This window comes from Rhizobium sp. SEMIA4064 (assembly GCF_003025035.1).
Classification (GTDB): Bacteria; Pseudomonadota; Alphaproteobacteria; order Rhizobiales; family Rhizobiaceae; genus Rhizobium; species Rhizobium paranaense.
Map to the genome: position 1 here is coordinate 517,503 of NZ_PYJN01000019.1, position 16,103 is coordinate 533,605.

At 60.4% G+C, this 16,103-nt stretch carries 18 protein-coding genes; 6 read left to right on the forward strand and 12 right to left on the reverse strand.

Annotated elements, in window-relative coordinates; translation table 11 throughout:
• Positions 1 to 12: 12 nt before the first annotated feature.
• Positions 13 to 1,440 carry a gamma-aminobutyraldehyde dehydrogenase gene (locus C9E91_RS16195; RefSeq protein ID WP_107109287.1) on the forward strand — a complete coding sequence of 476 codons (1,428 nt, stop codon included), beginning with the start codon at positions 13 to 15 and terminating at the stop codon, positions 1,438 to 1,440.
• 179 nt (positions 1,441 to 1,619) lie between these two features.
• Entirely contained in the window at positions 1,620 to 1,793 is a 174-nt protein-coding gene (locus C9E91_RS16200; protein WP_104824347.1) for a DUF1328 domain-containing protein, read from the forward strand.
• 38 nt (positions 1,794 to 1,831) lie between these two features.
• Here C9E91_RS16200 and C9E91_RS16205 read toward each other — a convergent pair whose 3' ends face one another.
• The 11 genes from C9E91_RS16205 to C9E91_RS16260 all read right to left on the reverse strand — a co-directional run bounded on the left by C9E91_RS16205 (position 1,832) and on the right by C9E91_RS16260 (position 12,143).
• Entirely contained in the window at positions 1,832 to 2,500 is a 669-nt protein-coding gene (locus C9E91_RS16205) for a DUF1345 domain-containing protein (RefSeq protein ID WP_107109477.1), read from the reverse strand.
• Between the two features lie 116 nt (positions 2,501 to 2,616).
• A complete protein-coding gene (locus tag C9E91_RS16210) occupies positions 2,617 to 3,348 on the reverse strand; it encodes an SDR family oxidoreductase (RefSeq protein ID WP_107109288.1) in 732 nt (243 codons plus the stop codon).
• A 115-nt stretch (positions 3,349 to 3,463) separates the two neighbouring features.
• Positions 3,464 to 4,597 (reverse strand): extracellular solute-binding protein, encoded by a 1,134-nt coding sequence (locus C9E91_RS16215; protein WP_107109289.1) that lies wholly within the window; start codon positions 4,595 to 4,597, stop codon positions 3,464 to 3,466.
• 6 nt (positions 4,598 to 4,603) lie between these two features.
• Positions 4,604 to 5,056, reverse strand: a complete 453-nt coding sequence (locus C9E91_RS16220) for a MaoC family dehydratase (RefSeq protein WP_107109290.1) — start codon at positions 5,054 to 5,056, stop codon at positions 4,604 to 4,606.
• 3 nt (positions 5,057 to 5,059) lie between these two features.
• Positions 5,060 to 6,133, reverse strand: a complete 1,074-nt coding sequence (locus tag C9E91_RS16225) for a Gfo/Idh/MocA family protein (protein ID WP_107109291.1) — start codon at positions 6,131 to 6,133, stop codon at positions 5,060 to 5,062.
• 174 nt (positions 6,134 to 6,307) lie between these two features.
• Positions 6,308 to 6,637 (reverse strand): L-rhamnose mutarotase, encoded by a 330-nt coding sequence (locus tag C9E91_RS16235; RefSeq protein ID WP_107109293.1) that lies wholly within the window; start codon positions 6,635 to 6,637, stop codon positions 6,308 to 6,310.
• Positions 6,638 to 6,651: 14 nt separating this feature from the next.
• Positions 6,652 to 7,764, reverse strand: a complete 1,113-nt coding sequence (locus tag C9E91_RS16240; protein ID WP_107109294.1) for a mandelate racemase/muconate lactonizing enzyme family protein — start codon at positions 7,762 to 7,764, stop codon at positions 6,652 to 6,654.
• Positions 7,765 to 7,780: 16 nt separating this feature from the next.
• The gene (locus C9E91_RS16245) at positions 7,781 to 8,878 is read right to left on the reverse strand and encodes an ABC transporter ATP-binding protein (RefSeq protein WP_107109295.1); all 1,098 of its coding nucleotides are present in this window, start codon (positions 8,876 to 8,878) and stop codon (positions 7,781 to 7,783) included.
• A 5-nt stretch (positions 8,879 to 8,883) separates the two neighbouring features.
• Positions 8,884 to 9,750, reverse strand: a complete 867-nt coding sequence (locus tag C9E91_RS16250; RefSeq protein WP_107109296.1) for a carbohydrate ABC transporter permease — start codon at positions 9,748 to 9,750, stop codon at positions 8,884 to 8,886.
• 2 nt (positions 9,751 to 9,752) lie between these two features.
• Positions 9,753 to 10,646, reverse strand: a complete 894-nt coding sequence (locus C9E91_RS16255; RefSeq protein WP_107109297.1) for a carbohydrate ABC transporter permease — start codon at positions 10,644 to 10,646, stop codon at positions 9,753 to 9,755.
• A 180-nt stretch (positions 10,647 to 10,826) separates the two neighbouring features.
• The gene (locus tag C9E91_RS16260; protein ID WP_107109298.1) at positions 10,827 to 12,143 is read right to left on the reverse strand and encodes an ABC transporter substrate-binding protein; all 1,317 of its coding nucleotides are present in this window, start codon (positions 12,141 to 12,143) and stop codon (positions 10,827 to 10,829) included.
• A gap of 178 nt (positions 12,144 to 12,321) precedes the next feature.
• On the opposite strand from C9E91_RS16260, the gene C9E91_RS16265 reads away from it, so the two are divergent.
• The 4 genes from C9E91_RS16265 to C9E91_RS16280 all read left to right on the forward strand — a co-directional run bounded on the left by C9E91_RS16265 (position 12,322) and on the right by C9E91_RS16280 (position 15,749).
• Positions 12,322 to 13,113 (forward strand): IclR family transcriptional regulator, encoded by a 792-nt coding sequence (locus C9E91_RS16265; RefSeq protein ID WP_107109299.1) that lies wholly within the window; start codon positions 12,322 to 12,324, stop codon positions 13,111 to 13,113.
• A gap of 63 nt (positions 13,114 to 13,176) precedes the next feature.
• The gene (locus tag C9E91_RS16270) at positions 13,177 to 14,013 is read left to right on the forward strand and encodes an amidohydrolase family protein (protein ID WP_107109300.1); all 837 of its coding nucleotides are present in this window, start codon (positions 13,177 to 13,179) and stop codon (positions 14,011 to 14,013) included.
• Between the two features lie 31 nt (positions 14,014 to 14,044).
• Entirely contained in the window at positions 14,045 to 14,590 is a 546-nt protein-coding gene (locus C9E91_RS16275) for a MaoC family dehydratase (RefSeq protein WP_028752752.1), read from the forward strand.
• A 1-nt stretch (position 14,591) separates the two neighbouring features.
• Positions 14,592 to 15,749, forward strand: coding sequence for a CaiB/BaiF CoA transferase family protein (locus C9E91_RS16280; protein WP_107109301.1), 1,158 nt, complete (start codon positions 14,592 to 14,594; stop codon positions 15,747 to 15,749).
• Between the two features lie 28 nt (positions 15,750 to 15,777).
• Here the strand turns inward: C9E91_RS16280 and C9E91_RS16285 are convergent, their stop codons facing one another.
• Complete coding sequence (locus C9E91_RS16285) at positions 15,778 to 16,098, reverse strand: hypothetical protein (RefSeq protein WP_107109302.1); 321 nt, start codon at positions 16,096 to 16,098, stop codon at positions 15,778 to 15,780.
• Positions 16,099 to 16,103: the final 5 nt, after the last annotated feature.

Consider the following 16,103-nt stretch of genomic DNA (forward strand, 5'->3'; position numbering starts at 1 on the left):
AGGGAGATAATAATGGATACCCAAATGCTGATCGGCTCCCGCTTTGAGGCCGGCACGGAAACGGAAGAGCATATCCTCAACCCGAAGACCGGGGAGACGGTGCTCAACCTGCCGGAGGCCTCGCTCAGCCAGATCGACATTGCCGTCGACGCCGCCGAAAAGGCCTTCACGAGCTGGTCGCAGACGACACCCGCGCAGCGCTCCACCTATCTCCTGAAGATTGCCGATGCCATCGAGAAAGATGCCGAGGGCTTTGCAACGCTGGAAGCGCTGAACTGCGGCAAGCCGATCAATGCCGTCCTGAATGACGAAATCCCCGCCATCGTCGATTGCTACCGCTTCTTCGCCGGGGCGGTGCGCAACCTGCATGGCCCCGTTGCCGGCGAATATCTGCCCGGCCACACCTCGATGATCCGCCGCGATCCGATCGGCATCGTCGGCTCGATCGCGCCGTGGAACTACCCGTTGATGATGATGGCATGGAAACTGGCACCGGCCATTGCCGGCGGCAACACCGTCGTCTTCAAGCCCTCCGAACAAACGCCACTGACGGCACTGAAGATGGCGAAACTCTTGGCGGATATCCTGCCGGAAGGTGTCGTCAACGTCATTCTCGGTCGCGGCGAAAGCGTCGGCAATGCGTTGATCAACCACCCCAAGATCAGCATGGTCTCCATCACCGGCGATGTCGCCACCGGCAAGAAAGTGTTGCAGGCCGCGGCCAAAACGGTGAAGCGCACGCATCTCGAACTCGGCGGCAAGGCTCCGGTCATCGTCTTCGACGATGCCGATATCGATGCCGTCGTCGCTGGTATCAGAACCTTCGGCTATTACAATGCCGGCCAGGACTGCACCGCCGCCTGCCGCATCTATGCCGATGCCAAAGTCTATGACAATTTCGTCGCCGACCTCACTTCCGCTGTCTCCAGCATCAAGTTCAATCTGGGCGACGACACGGAAAACGAAATCGGTCCACTGATCTCCAAGCGCCAGCGCGACCGCGTCGAAAGCTTCGTCACCCGCGCCGCCGAACACAAGCACATGGAAATCACCACCGGCGGCAAGACCTCTGGTGATCGTGGCTTCTTCTATGCCCCGACCGTGGTTGCCGGCGCTACGCAGGATGACGAGATCGTCCGCCGCGAAGTCTTTGGTCCCGTCGTCTCGGTCACCCGCTTCACCAGCGCCGACGATGCCGTTGCCTGGGCCAACGACAGCGACTACGGCCTTGCCTCCTCCGTCTGGACCAAGGACGTCAGCCGCGGCATGCAAACCGCCGCCCGCCTGCAATACGGCTGCACTTGGATCAACACCCACTTCATGCTGGTCAACGAAATGCCGCATGGTGGCCTGAAGCAATCCGGCTATGGCAAGGACATGTCGGTCTACGCGATCGAAGACTACACCGCCGTCCGCCACGTCATGATCAATCACGGATGAGGGTGAGGCGCGGTTCGGTGTAACCGAAGCAATCGGCCCAATGGGTCGATTGCTGCGCCGAACGCCCAGAGCATGCGGCAGGGCCAAGGGTCATTCCAACCCCCGACGATCGAAACGGCATCGGAACAATTTCCCCTTTTCTGCGTCTTCATTAGGCGCAACGCAGAGGAGATTTCCTAATGCTGAAATGGGCCCTCATATTCTTCGTGATTTCCCTGATCGCCGGCTTTTTCGGCTTTTCCGGTGTCTCGGCCGCAACGGCGACGATCGCCCGCGTGCTTTTCGCGCTCTTCCTGATCGTCTTCCTGGTCTTCCTGATCATGGCGGTGATGGCCGGCAACGCCGTGCTCTAAACAGACGATGACTCACCTATGCTTTGGAGGGCGGCGAGCTACACCAGGCTCGCCCCGACATTGATAGCAAGGGCCAGGATCGTCGTGTTGAACAGGAACGACAGAATGGCATGCAGCAGCACCAGCTTGCGCATGCTGACGGTGGATACGCCGATATCGGCGGTTTGGGCGGCAACGCCGATGGTGAAGGAGAAATAGAGGAAATCCCAATAGATGGGCTCCTCCACCGGCTCGGCGAATTTCAACCCCTGCCCCTTGCCCGGACCGCGATAGAATCGGTGCGCATAGTGGACAGTGAACAGCATGTGCAGGAACACCCAGGAAATCAGGATCGTCACGATCGCCATTGCCGCGCGGAAAAACGCCACCTCCGGCGGCGCTTCCTTGACGCCGAGGAGTTCCAGAGCGATGCCGCCGATACTGGCAATTGCGGCAGCGATCGATAGGAACAGCAGAACTGCGTCCGAAAAATCGAGATCGGCCGAACGCTTGCGAATGCGATGCACATCGGATGTCAGCATCCGGTACAGGCTGTACGCGATGTAGACGATGGCGGTGGCATTCCAGCCGATGAGAATGTTGCCCGCATTGAATGCACGCGAGGTCAGAAGCAGGAAGAACACGATGCCGGCTGCGACGCTGACCAGAATTACCTGATGCTTGTGCAACAGCATGGCGGCCCCGAAACGATGGTGCGGTTCGTCCATGCGCATGCCGATCTCCCATTCGCTGAATATGTATCAGATATAGATTCACTGACGAAGGTGGCAAACAAAAAGAGGCCCCGCAATGCGAGGCCTCCGCTTCCGGAAAAGATGCTGATTCAAGCTGTCCAGCCACCGTCGATGACATGGATCTGACCGGTGGTGAAGCCCGCTTCGTCGCCGGCCAGATAGGTCACCAGCGCTGCGATCTCGTTGGCGTCGGCGATGCGGCCCATCGGCTGGCGGGCGATGAAGTCGGTCATGGCCTTCTCATAATCGCCGGTGGCGCGCAGGCGCTCATGCAGCGACGGGCTATCGACCGTGCCGGGGCAAATGGCATTGGCGCGGATACCCTTGGCGACGAAATCGGCGGCGATCGACTTGGTGAGACCGATCACGGCTGCCTTGGAGGCGCAATAGGCGAAGCGATTCGGCACGCCCTTCACGCTGGAGGCGACCGAGGACATGTTGACGATCGAGCCTTTGCCCTTCTCGAGCATACCCGACAGGAAGGTGCGGCAGGTCGTGTACATCGCCTTGGCATTGAGATTGAAGGAGAAATCCCAATCCTTCTCTTCGCAGTCGAGAATGGTGCCGGCATGCACGAAGCCGGCGCAATTGAAGAGCACGTCGATCGGGCCGAGTTCGTCGGCGTAAGCCTTGACCGCAGCACTGTCGAGGACGTTCAGCACATGCTTGCTGGCGCCTTCCAGCGTCGAAAGCGTCTGCTCGTTGATGTCGGTGGCGTAGACATGCGCACCGAGCGAAATGAAGCGCTCCGCCGTGGCGCGGCCAATGCCCTGTCCCGCCGCCGTGATGACGACCTTCTTGCCTTCCAATCCGTGACTCATAATCCTAATCCTTTCCTCCAGGGCATGATCCCGGGACCGAAAGGCCACGAAACGAAAACGCGTGGTTGCTTGCGGATAAGATCATGCGAAAACAAACAGCTAAAGCCGCCTTGCCCTAGCTTTCGAACGATTGCGCGAAGAGCTGGTTGAGCTTGTCGATGAGGACTGTATGCCGCGCGGCGGTACGCAGTCCATTGTTAATAATATCAGAAGCTTCGCTCTGGAAAGCCATGTAGCCGTCATGACGTGGCCGGACATAGGCGCCCTCCAGCGTAGCGCGCGTATTGCGGTAGAAATCGAGCGTCGGCGCGTTGACGGCATCGCTCACCCAGGCATCGGCGTGGCCCGGTTGGCCATTGCCGCTGGCATAGGCGCCTGCCTGCACCGGCCCGCTGGCGATCCAACGTGCAAAGGCCTTGGCTTCCTCCGGCATCTGCGTCCGGGCCGAAACGGCAATACCGGTGCCGCCGAGCGCCGAGCCGTTGGGCGCACGACCGTCGATCACCGGCATGTCGGCAAAGGCCAAGCGCGCCGGTCGGAATCCGGCGAAGGAATAGCTGACGTAGCCGTAGACGAAGGGAACGACGTCATAGGGGCAATCCGGCTGGCTCATGAGATCGAAGACAGCGATCGGGTCCATATCGTAACATTTCGCATCCATGCCGCCGACGATCCGTGCCATCCAATCGAGCACGGCTTCCCCATCCGCCTTGGCGATGCACTCCGGCCCTTCGACGCTGCACGGCGTGCCGAGATGCGCCGCAAGCGTGAAGAAGGTCATCAGCACATGCGGCGACCGCATCGGCAGGATCGCCTTGGCCTTGGCCGCCAGCGAGACGATTTCGGCAAGATCGGTGACCGGGCCGCTCAACCGATCAGGCCGGTAAGCCTGAACCTGCGTTGCCGCATCGAGCGGGAATGCCCACTGCCGGCCCTGCCAGTTGTAGCTCGGATAGGAGCGCCCGACCGTGCCTGCGGCGATTGCAGCAAGCTCTTCGGCATGCGCAGCATCTTCAAGCGGCAGCAGGCAGTCCTCGCGGGTGATCTGGCCGACATGCGGATGATCGATGACGATGAGGTCGTAGGCAGCAGCCAGCTCTTCGACCGGAAAAGTTTCGAAATCCTGCAGCGAGCGCTTCTCCCAGACGACCTCGACGCCGGTCTTTTCCTTCCAGATGGCCGAGCAAGCCACCATCGGATCGTAGCCGCGCGGATGCGACCAGGTCATTCCCTTGAGTTGCGCCATCATTCTCTCTCAGTTTGCCGCTTTGCGCTCGACGATCAGGATATGGTCTGCGGCAAGCACCACCTCGCCGCGCTGGTTCAGCACTTCGCAGCGTTCGACGACCCGGCCGGACGCCGGACGTTTCGGATCGTCCTCTTTCGCCGATATCGTCACCCGCGTGCGGATCGTATCGCCGATATGGACTGGGCGGATGAACCGCAGCCGGTCGTAGCCATAGGAAAAGGCGACGGGATTGATGAGTGATGCCGTCAGCCCGACGCCGATCGAAAAGATCATCGTGCCATGGGCAATGCGCTGACCGCCCGGCAAGGTCTTGGCGAATTCCGCATCCATATGATGCGGAAAGAAATCGCCGGTGTGCCCGGCATGGACGACGAAATCGGTCTCGGTGATCGTCCGTCCTGTCGTCGTGCGAACGTGGCCAAGCTCATAGTCTTCGAAGTAGATCATCTGTTCAGCCATCGCTTACACCTTTGGAAGTGCGGCAATCGGCGTTGCCGGCGCAGCGCTCGATTGATAGGCGGCCTCGACCAGCGCCATGGTCTGCCAGGCATCCTCAACCGAACCGATCAGCTCCTGATCTTCACCCGAGGCAAAACGCTGCAGATTGGCCATGCGGTTGACGAAGGCATCCGGGAACCAGGCGCCTTCGAGCTTCACCTCGACCCAATCGCTGCCGCCAGCGGGGCGAATCCACAGGTCGTCCGGCTCGCCGTGCGGATAGTCGAGATTGACGCCGAGCTTGATATAGGCCGCACCCTTCGTCCCGGAGATGCGGAATTCGCAAGCCTGGAATTTGCGACCGAAATCATGGTCGTGGTTGACGGAGAGCACACAGCGCACCTTGTCGCCATAGTCGAGGATCGCGGCCGTACGCGTCTGCGCCACCTGATGGCTTGGATGGCCGATGGTCTTGGCATGCACGCCCTGGGGATTGCCGAGCAGCCCGCGAATGAAGTCGAGATAGTGGATCGAGTGCATGGCAATCTCGATGCGCGGCAGGCCCTTGAGAAACGGCCAGAGGCCCCAGGGCGTCGAGAGCGCCAGCCAAGCATCGAAATCGACGACCTCGCCAAGGTAGCCTTTGTCCACTGCATCATAGAGCGCCAGCATCATCGGCGCGAACCGAAGCTGGAAATTGACCGCCGCCTTGATGTCGCGCTCGCGGCACACCCGGAGAATTTCCGTCGCCGCGGCCAGATCACCGCCCATAGGCTTCTGAATCAGCGCGAAAGAGCCGCGTGGCAGCTTTGAAAGAATAGAGGCATGCGCAGCGGGCGGGGTCGCCAGATCGAAGATCGCACCTTCGACGGCAAACGCCTCCGCCTCAGACGCGAAGGCGCGAATGCCCCATTGGTCCGCCAAAGCCTTTGCCTTTTCGCCGTTCGGATCATAGAGGCCGGCAACCGGGAAACCTGCCTTGTTGTAGGCCGGCAGGTGCGCGTCACCGACGATACTGCCGGCGCCGAAGATGACGATCGGGCGCGGCTTGGTGGGTTTAGGCCACCATTGGCGGAGGGATTTGGGATCGAAGGTCATTATACCCTCCCCTTGAGGGGGAGGGTCGGACCGAAGGTCCGGGGTGGGGTGATCCCTCCTCGTGCAAGCAAGATGGACATGCGCATCTCGAGCGTCACCCCCGCCCGCGCGTTCCGCGCGACCTCCCCCCTCAAGGGGGAGGTGGCCGCTTCGCGGCGCTTTCCATTCGAATCCCTAGCCATGATGAAACACCTCTTCCATCATAGCCCACCACTCGCCTTCCCTACGGGTATCGAGCGGCTTCTGGCAGGGTATGCAGACGGACCACCATTCCTGGTTTTTCGGGCTTGCGGCCATCTTGGCCATATCAGCCTCGAAATCGGTGCCGACATATTCCCAATAGCCGAAGAGCAGATTTTCCGGCTCCTTCAGGAAGATGGAATAATTGGTGATGTTGCACTCGGAAATCAGTGCCAGGATCTCGGGCCAAACGGCCGCATGCAGGCGCTTGTATTCCTCGATCTTCGACGGCTCCAGACCGATCACCATCCCCATCCGCTGCATGGCCCTATCCTCCTTCAGCCGTGAATCTCTTTCGTGAATTCACCGATCGAGCGCGCCTTCACCGCTTCCCAATCCCAGGCGATGCCGATGCCGGGTTCGGAGGGCGCGATAGCCTTGCCGTCAACGATCTCCATGCCCTTGGTGGTGAGATCGTCGAGCTGCGGGATATATTCGACATACCTGCCATTCGGCACGGCGCAGACCAGGCTGACATGCAGCTCCATCAGGAAGTGCGGGCAGACCGGAATATCGAAGGCCTCAGCCGCATGCGCCACCTTCAGCCAGGGCGTGATGCCGCCAATGCGGGCGACATCGACCTGGACGATTGAGCAGGCACCCTTCTGCATATATTCGCGGAAATGCCGGATGGAATAGATGGATTCGCCGACCGCGATCGGCGTCGGCGTCGAGCGCGTCAGGCGGATATGGCCGTCAAGATCGTCCGCCGGCAACGGCTCCTCGATCCAGGCGAGATCCAGCTCCTTCAACCTTGCAGCACGACGGATGACCTCATCGACCGTGAAGCCCTGATTGCAGTCCGTCATGATCTCGAAGCCGGAGCCAAGCGCCAGGCGCATCGCCGAAAGCCGATCGTAATCCTCCGATCCGTGCGGCTTGCCGATCTTCACTTTCGAGCCGGAGAAGCCCTTGGCCTTTGCCTGCAAGGCATCCTCGACCAGCGCTTCCTTCTCGATGTGCAGCCAGCCGCCTTCGGTCGTGTAGAGCGGGCAGCGATCCTTGGCGCCGCCGGCGAGCTTCCAGAGCGGCAGCTTCTGTTTCTTGGCGCGCAGATCCCAGAGCGCCGTATCGACGGCGGCAAGCGCCAGGGCGGTGATGGCGCCGATGGTCGTCGCGTGCGTCGCGAATTCTAGTCTGTGCCAGATCGCCTCGATGCAATCGGCATCCTCGCCGATCAGCAGCGGCACGAGATGGTCCGATAGCAGCCGCATGACCGAGGAACCGCCGGTGCCGATCGTATAGCTGTAGCCGGTACCGACGGCACCGTCAGAATCGGTGATGGTAACGATCGGCGTCTCCTGGCTGACGAAGCTCTGGATCGCATCCGTCCGCTTCACCTTCGGCGGCAGGTCGACCATGCGCAGTTCAATTTTCTCGATGCGGGCCATGTGCCGTCTCCCTCGCTCAGACCGCCAGGCTCTTGCCCGTCTCGGCCGAAAAGAGATGTGCCTGACTGAGATCGAAGCTCATTTTCAGTTGTTCGCCGCTCTTCAATCCGCGCGGATTGAGCATGCGCGACACCCATTCGCGGCCGGCAAATTCGACGAAGACCAGAGTTTCGTTGCCAAGAGGCTCGGTAATGGCAACGGGCAACGTCACCTCATGCACCGCTGCTTCGGCGCCCGAATGCAAGCCGTGCCCGCTCGGGAAAATATCGTCCGGGCGCAGGCCGAAGGCAACCTTTTCGCCCTCCTGGACCCGGTCTGCAAATTGCCCCGGCAACGGCAGCTTGTCGCCGTTCCTGAACACCAGCGCACCGGCCGAAACCGTCGCTTCCTCGATATTCATCGGCGGCGAGCCGATGAAGCCGGCGACGAAGCGTGTGGCAGGCCGCTTGAACACTTCATCCGGCGTGCCGACCTGCTCGATATAGCCGTCGCGCATGATGACGATGCGGTCGGCAAGCGTCATCGCTTCCACCTGGTCGTGGGTGACGTAGATCACCGTCGACTGCACCTTGGCATGCAGCTTCTTGATCTCGGTGCGCATCTGCGTGCGGAGTTTCGCGTCAAGGTTCGATAATGGCTCGTCGAAGAGGAAGACTTCCGGCTGGCGAACGATGGCACGCCCCATGGCGACGCGCTGGCGCTGGCCGCCGGAAAGCTGCGCCGGTCGGCGATCCATCAGCGCTTCCAGGCTGAGGATCGCGGCGGCTTCGTTGACACGCTGGTCGATTTCCGCTGGCGGCTGCTTGGCGATCTTCAGCGAGAAGCCCATGTTTTCGCGCACGGTCATATGCGGATAGAGCGCATAGGACTGGAACACCATGGAGATGTTGCGATCGCGCGGCGGCAGGTTGTTGACGATGATATCGCCGATCATGATGGCGCCGTCGGAGATGTCCTCGAGGCCGGCGATCATGCGCAGCGTCGTCGACTTACCGCAGCCGGAAGGCCCGACCAAGGCGATGAATTCCTTGTCCCTGATATCGAGATCGATCCCGTGGACGATTTCCAGGGCGCCGTAGCGCTTGACGAGTTTTTTGAGAGAAACCTGAGCCATGGGGTTCAACCTTTGACCGCACCGAATGTCAAACCGGACACCAGGTGCTTCTGAATGATGAAGGTGAGAGCGAGCGCCGGAACGATCATCACCACCGCGAGAGCGCACATGCCGCGCCAATCGATGGTGAATTCGGCCGTATAGTCGAGAAGGCCGACCGGCAGCGTCTTGGAATCGACCGAGCGCGTGAGCTGCGAGGCCAATGCATATTCGTTCCAGCAGGTGAGGAAGGCGAAGATGCCGGCAGAGGCGATGCCGGGACCGGCGAGCGGAAATTCCACCTGCCAAAAGGCCTGCCAGCGCGTGCAGCCGTCGATCTGCGCCGCCTCGGCGAGATCCTTCGGCACCTGCCGGAAGAAGCCGTCGATCAGCCAGATGGTGAAGGGCACGTTCAGCGCGACATAGGTGATGATCAGGCCGAAATGCGTGTCGATGATGCCGAGCCGGGCATAGACCATGAACAGCGGCAGCGACAGCGCCACGCCCGGCACGGATCGCGTCAGCATTAGGCCGAGGAACACCGCCGATTTGCCGGCGAAGCGAAAGCGGGCGAAGGCATAGCCGCCGGACATGCCGATGACGAGCGCAATGACGGTAGAGGTGACGGAGATGATGAGGGAATTGCGGAAATAATCCCAGACGGGAATGCCGCCCTGCCCCGCGCCACCGAACATGGCGCGATAGGCTTCGAGCGAAAGCTCCTGCGGGATCCAGACCGGCGGCTTCGCCATGATCTCGACCGTCGGGCGCAGCGAGCTAAGGATGATCCAGAAGCCCGGTAGGCAGATGATGAGCATCGCAATGAAAAGGCCGATGAGATAGGCGACTTTTCCGATGCGCCGACGCATGTGTTGTTTGGCGTTGCGATCCATGATTACCACTCCGCTCCGATCTGGGTGCGGGCAAGCGCCAGCTTACGGAAGAAATAGACTGTGAAGGCGATCGACAGGATGATCGAGACATAGGCCATGGCGTTGGCGAGCCCCATCTGCGCATCGGCATAGGCGGTTCGCCCGACGAGCGTCCAAATCAGCTCCGTGCGCCGCGCTGGGCCGCCATCCGTCATGATCTTGACGATGTCATAGGCGCGGGCAACGTCGAGCGAACGGATGGTCATGGCGATGAAGGCGAACGGCATCAGGAATGGCCAGGTGACATAACGAAAGGTCTGCCAGCTCGTGCAGCCATCCACTTTCGCGGCCTCCACCGGCTCCTGCGGCATGGCAAGCAGGCCGGCGAGGATGAGAATGGCGAAGACCGATGTCGACGACCAGACTTCGGCGATGACGATGGACAGCAGCGCCAGATTGCCGTCGATCAGCCACGGGATGGCATTGTTGGTGATGCCCAGGGATTGCAGGGCATTGTTGATGATGCCGACATTGTCGTTGAACATGAATTTGAACTGGAAGCCGACGAGCACCGGCGAAAACATCATTGGGAACATCATCAGCGTGCGCAGGATGCGTTTGCCGTAAGTCGCCTTGTTGACCAGCAACGCCAGGCCGAGACCGAGCAGCATTTCCAGATTGAGCGCGATGGTCAGCAGCACGACGGTGCGCACGAAGGCCGCCAGGAAGACCGGATCGGTGAGAATGCGGGTGTAGTTCCGAAGGCCGATAAAGGTGAAGAGCGTCGCCGGCCGCGTCAGGCGGAACGGCGTGAAGCTGGAATAGAAAGACAGAAGCAACGGAAACAGCACCACCGCCGCAAGCACGATGATTGCCGGAAGAAGCAGCAGGACCGGTGGAGATATTTTCTTATACATGGTTTGCACCTGTCGGCATTCCTCAGCAGCGTGGCTCGGACTGCGCGGAATACGATTGCATGGGGCCGAGGGGCCGGCATCACACCGGCCGGACAGACCGGCCCCTAAAGGCGCAGGTCATAAGTATTATTCAAAGAAGTCCCGCATCCGGCAGAGGGTGCGGGACTTTTATTGCAGCGATCAGAGAGCGCCGGCGTCCTTCAGAACGTCGGTTGCCTTCTGTGCAGCCGTGTCGAGCGCTTCCTTGGACGTCTTGTCGCCGAGGATGGCAGCCTGAAGTTCCGGATAGACCACGTTGGAAATCTCGATCCATTGCGGCGTGCGCGGAACCGGGAAGGCGTACTTCATCGATTCCTGGAAAGTGCTCAGCACTTCCTTCTTATAGGGATCGGATGCAGCCTGCTGGATGTCCCAGTCCCAGACGGCCTTGCGGGTCGGTAGCGTGCCGTTGGCAGCTTCAAGCTTCTGCGAATCGTCGTTGGTCAGGAACCAGACGAGCGAGGCAGCAGCATCCTTGTTCTTGCACGCTTCCGTCACCGAGAAGCCATGATGGCCGGACCAGCCGGTGTGCTTGCCGGCCGAACCGACGGGCTGCACGACGACGCCGACATTGCCGGCAATCTTCGAAGACTTCGGATCGTTGAAATAGGTCGCCCAGCCCGGCCAATCGAGATCGAGCGCGACGGTGCCCGATGCGAAGCCAGCGCCGAGATCGTCCCAGAGATAGTTGGTCGTGCCAGCCGGAACGGCCTTTGCCTTGTACATGTTCACGAACCAGTCGAGCGCGCGCACGCCGGCTTCGGAATTGAAGGCCGGCTTGCCGTCCTTGCCGAGATATTCGCCGCCCTCGGCGACCAGCATTTCATAGAAGCGGCCGTTGATCGCCTCTTCCTTGCCGGGGAACTGCGTGCCGAAGAAGTTCGGCGGATTGGCGAAGAACGTCGCCTGATCGGACACTTCCTTCCAGGTCTTCGGCGGTGCCAGATCGTAGCCGTACTTGGTCTTGAATGCCGTCTTCTTGGCCTCATCATTGTAGAGGCTCTTCTGGTAGTAGAGAGCCGAAACGTCGAACTGGGCACGCGGCAGCATGATCAGCCGGCCGTCGATGGTCGATGCCTCGATCGTCGAATCGACGAACTTGGCGATTTCTTCCTTCGGCAGCAGCTTGCCAAGATCGGTGTAGAGGTCGGGATACTGGGGGGCGAAGGACGAGTGGTTCGAGCCGACGCACCAGGAAATATCGCCCGACGCCATGTCCGACTTGATTTCCTTGTCGAGCTCGAAGTGGTTCTTCTTGGAGAGGATGTTGACCTTAGCGCCAGTCTCCTTCTCCCACTCGGAAATGCGCGCATAAAGCGGCTCGTATTGCTGGCCGCCGATCAGCTTGGCGTCGATCGTCACGCCCGGGAACTTGCCGGGCAGGTCGGCAGCAGAGATCGCGGAGCTCGCGAACAATGCCAATACGCCGGCGGCGAGACCGGCCTTCAAATTCCTCATTGAATTTCCTCCCTAAAGGACCGAACACTCCGCCCGATCGCCCTCACGATCCAAATATGGATCAATGATTTATATGTAAACACCTTATTCACTGACCGTCAAGCCGGCATCGCGGGCGCTTGCAAATCGCTTTCATTCATATATGAATGATGAATCATATTTCCCTAGTGAGGCCTCTATGAGTGTAGAAGACGACAGCGATCGATACCGCGCACCGGCGCTGGACAAAGGCCTCGATATCCTCGAACTGCTGGCGCGCATCGACGGAGGGCTGACCCAGGCGGAAATCGCCAAGGCGCTCGGCAAGAGCCCCAACGAGTTCTACCGCATGCTCGATCGCCTGGTCCGGCGTGGTTATGTGCAGCGGCAGGATGGCGACCGCTTCTATCTGACCCTGAAGCTTTTCGGCCTGGCGCATTACCACGCACCGGTGCGCCGCCTCGTTTCCTTCGCCACGCCGCTGATGCGCGAATTCTCCAATCGCGCCGAGCAAGCCTGCCATCTGGCGATTTTCGACCGCGGCTCGGTCATCGTCATTGCTCAGCAGGATTCGCCGACCTATTGGGGCATCTCGATCCGCGTCGGCGCCCAGATCAACCTGTTCAACACCGGCTCTGGCCACGTCCTGCTGGCCTTCCGCGACGAGAAACATCGCAAGATGATGATCAACGAGCAGCAGCGGCAACAAGACGATGATGTGCCGATGCCATCAGATCTCGATAAACGCCTCCAGGTGATCAAGGAGCAGGGTTTCGAGACGATGGACAGTCTGCAGACCAATGGGGTGCGCAACATCTCGGCACCTGTGCTGGCACTGGATGGTTATGCGCTGGCCGCGCTCACCTGCCCCTATATCCAGCCGGTCAACCCGAATGCGCCGAGCTATGAGCAGGTCATCCAATATGTCCGCGAAGCAGCCAAGGACGTATCGGAGACCGTCGCCGGGACATTGGACAACGCCGAGATATAATTTTTATTTGAATAAACTATTCTTCTGTGAGTATATATTGATCAGCATGATGGGAGGATCGCCATGCTTTTCGACAGCCACCTGCACATCGTCGATCGCGCGAAACTTGGATATCCCTGGCTGGAAGGGGCCGGCGCGCTGAACCGCGACAGCCTCTATGCGGACTATGCACGCGAAGCCCATCGCCTGGGGATTACCGACACACTGCATATGGAGGTGGATGTCGCCGAGAGCGATATCGAGCGGGAAACGGAATACGTCAAGGATTTGAGCCGGCAGCCCGGCAACCTGATCCGCGGTGCCATCGCTGCCTGCCGTCCGGAAGATGCCGGCTTCCCCGCCTATCTCGAACGCGTGCTCGCCGATCCCTTCGTCAAGGGTTTCCGTCGTGTGCTGCATGTCGTACCGGACGATGTTTCCGAGGGCGCACTTTTCCGCGAAAATCTGAAGCGGCTCGGCGGCACCCGCCTCACCTTCGATTTCTGCGTGCTGCCGCATCAGATCGTCAAGGCGATCGCGCTGGTCGACCTCAACCCCAATGTTCAGTTCATTCTCGATCATTGCGGCGTGCCCGCGGTCAAGGATAGTTTCAGCGCGGTCTGGACCGCCGGAATCACCGAGATGGCCAGGCGGCCGAACGTCGTCGTCAAGATTTCCGGCGTCGTCGCCTATGCCGACCCCGATAGCTGGACCGTCGATACGCTGCGCCCTTTCGTCGAGCATTCGATAGCAAGCTTCGGCTGGGATCGCGTCATCTGGGGCAGCGATTGGCCGGTCTGCACGCTGGGCGGCGGTCTCTCCACTTGGGTCGGCGCCACGCATGCACTGACCAAAGGAGCAAGCGCCGACGAACGCAACAGCCTCTATCGGCTCAACGCCAAGCGCCTCTGGTCACTTTGAGCGCTCCACGATTTTCTCGAAAGCCAATACAATGACCGCCACCGTCGGCATTTCCAGCACTCATCCCAAGACCATGCCGGCGGATCATGCCGATATTCCCGTCTGGAACTCGGAAAACTGGTTCTACGAAGATTTCGAAATCGGCCACAAGATCCGCTCGCTGCGGCGGACGATCTCCGAAGGTGAATCCCAGCAGTTCAACGCCCTCGTGCTCGATATGCATCCCTATGTCAGCGACCAGATCTTTGCGGAGACGGAGGGTCTGTTCGGCAAGCGCCTCGTCGCCGGCGCCTTCGTCTTTTCCGCGGGCCTCGGCCTCGTCGCCACCAACTGCATCAATGCGTTCTCGTATGGCTACGACAAGCTGCGCTTCATCAAGCCCACATTCATTGGCGATACGATCTACACCATCCGCACCAACCTCGATAAACAGCCGAAATACAAGGATCTCGGCCTGATCCGCTCTTCCTACGAGGTCTTCAAGGGCGAAGGCGAGCTGGTACTCTATTGCGAGCATATCCAGACGGTACGCTACAAGAACGGCCGGCCAGCAGACGCTCCGGAATTGAAGAGCTGAAATGACCAAAGGAAGCAATGACGGCCTGCTCGCCGGCATCACGGTGCTCGATATGAGCCAGTTCCTCGCCGGACCGATGGCCGCCCTCCGGCTTGGCGATCTCGGCGCGCGGGTGATCAAGGTCGAGCGTCCCGATGGCGGCGATCTCTGCCGCCGGCTCTATCTCAGCGACACCGAAATCGGCAGCGACTCGACGCTGTTCCATGCAATCAACCGCGGCAAGGAAAGCTTCGCCATCAACATGAAGGACGAAGGCGACCTGCGGGACCTTCGCGTCCTGATCGCAAAGGCTGACGTCATCATCCAGAATTTCCGTCCTGGGGTCATCGATCGCCTGGGTCTCGACTACGCCTCGGTCGCCAAGATCAATCCCCGCATCGTCTATGGCAGCATCACCGGCTACGGGCCGGATAACGAGTGGCGGCATTTTCCTGGTCAGGACCTGCTCGCCCAGGCCCGCTCCGGCGCCATGTGGCTGAACGGCGAAGCCGATGATGGCCCCGTGCCCTTCGGCCTTGCGGTTGCCGACATGCTCGCCGGCAACCTCATCGTCCAGGGCATCCTCGCCGGCCTCGTGCGGCGCGGCGTTACCGGCCAGGGCGTCCATGTGGAAACCAGCCTGCTGGAAGCGATGATTGATTTCCAATTCGAGGTACTGACGACCCATCTGAACGATGGCGGCCGCCTGCCGAAGAAATCCTCCGTGCGCAATGCCCACGCCTATCTTTCGGCTCCCTACGGCGTCTATCATTGCGCCGATGGCTGGCTGGCGCTTGCCATGATGCCGCTGCCAAAGCTGGCGCCTCTCTTCGAGCTTCCGGCGCTTGCCGAGTTTACACCGGACGAGGCCTTCACCCGCCGCGACCAGATCAAGAGCCTGATCGCCAGCCGCCTGCATCAGAAGACGGTGAAGGAATGGCTGGCCATTTTGGAGCCCGCCGATATTTGGGCCGCCGAAGTGCTGGACTGGCCGAAGCTGCTGAAAACCGCCGCCTTCCGCCAGCTCGATATGCTGCAGACGGTAACCCGCGGCGACGGCGTTTCCGTTCACACGACGGCAAGCCCAATCCGTGTCGACGGTGTCAGACACAAGAACGACCTCGCCGCCCCGACGATCGGCAGCGATTCCGAGAAGCTCAGGGCGGAATTCTTCGCCTGACACCCCCGCACGCTGGGCTGAAGAAGCGTCACGCCACCGGTTGCACCGAAGCGACCTTGCCGGTGTTGTCGATGATGCAATTGAATCTGCGACCCGTCGCATTCAACTCGACTCGGTAGGTGGTCGCATCCAATTGCTGCGAATTCGTCGGAAGCACCTTGTTCTGCGTAAGGCCGGCGGATTTTGCTGCGGCGTCAGCGCATAGGAGTTGTAGATCGGCGGGTGCCGTCTGTAGTTTCGTTCGAGCCATCTGGTCGGGCGGCGGCGAGGATACGCATGCCGTCACTGGCGCAAGGAGCACAAGCGGGAAAAGCAATCGTGCCGCGGACCAGCCATTCCATTTCGTCATGTTCC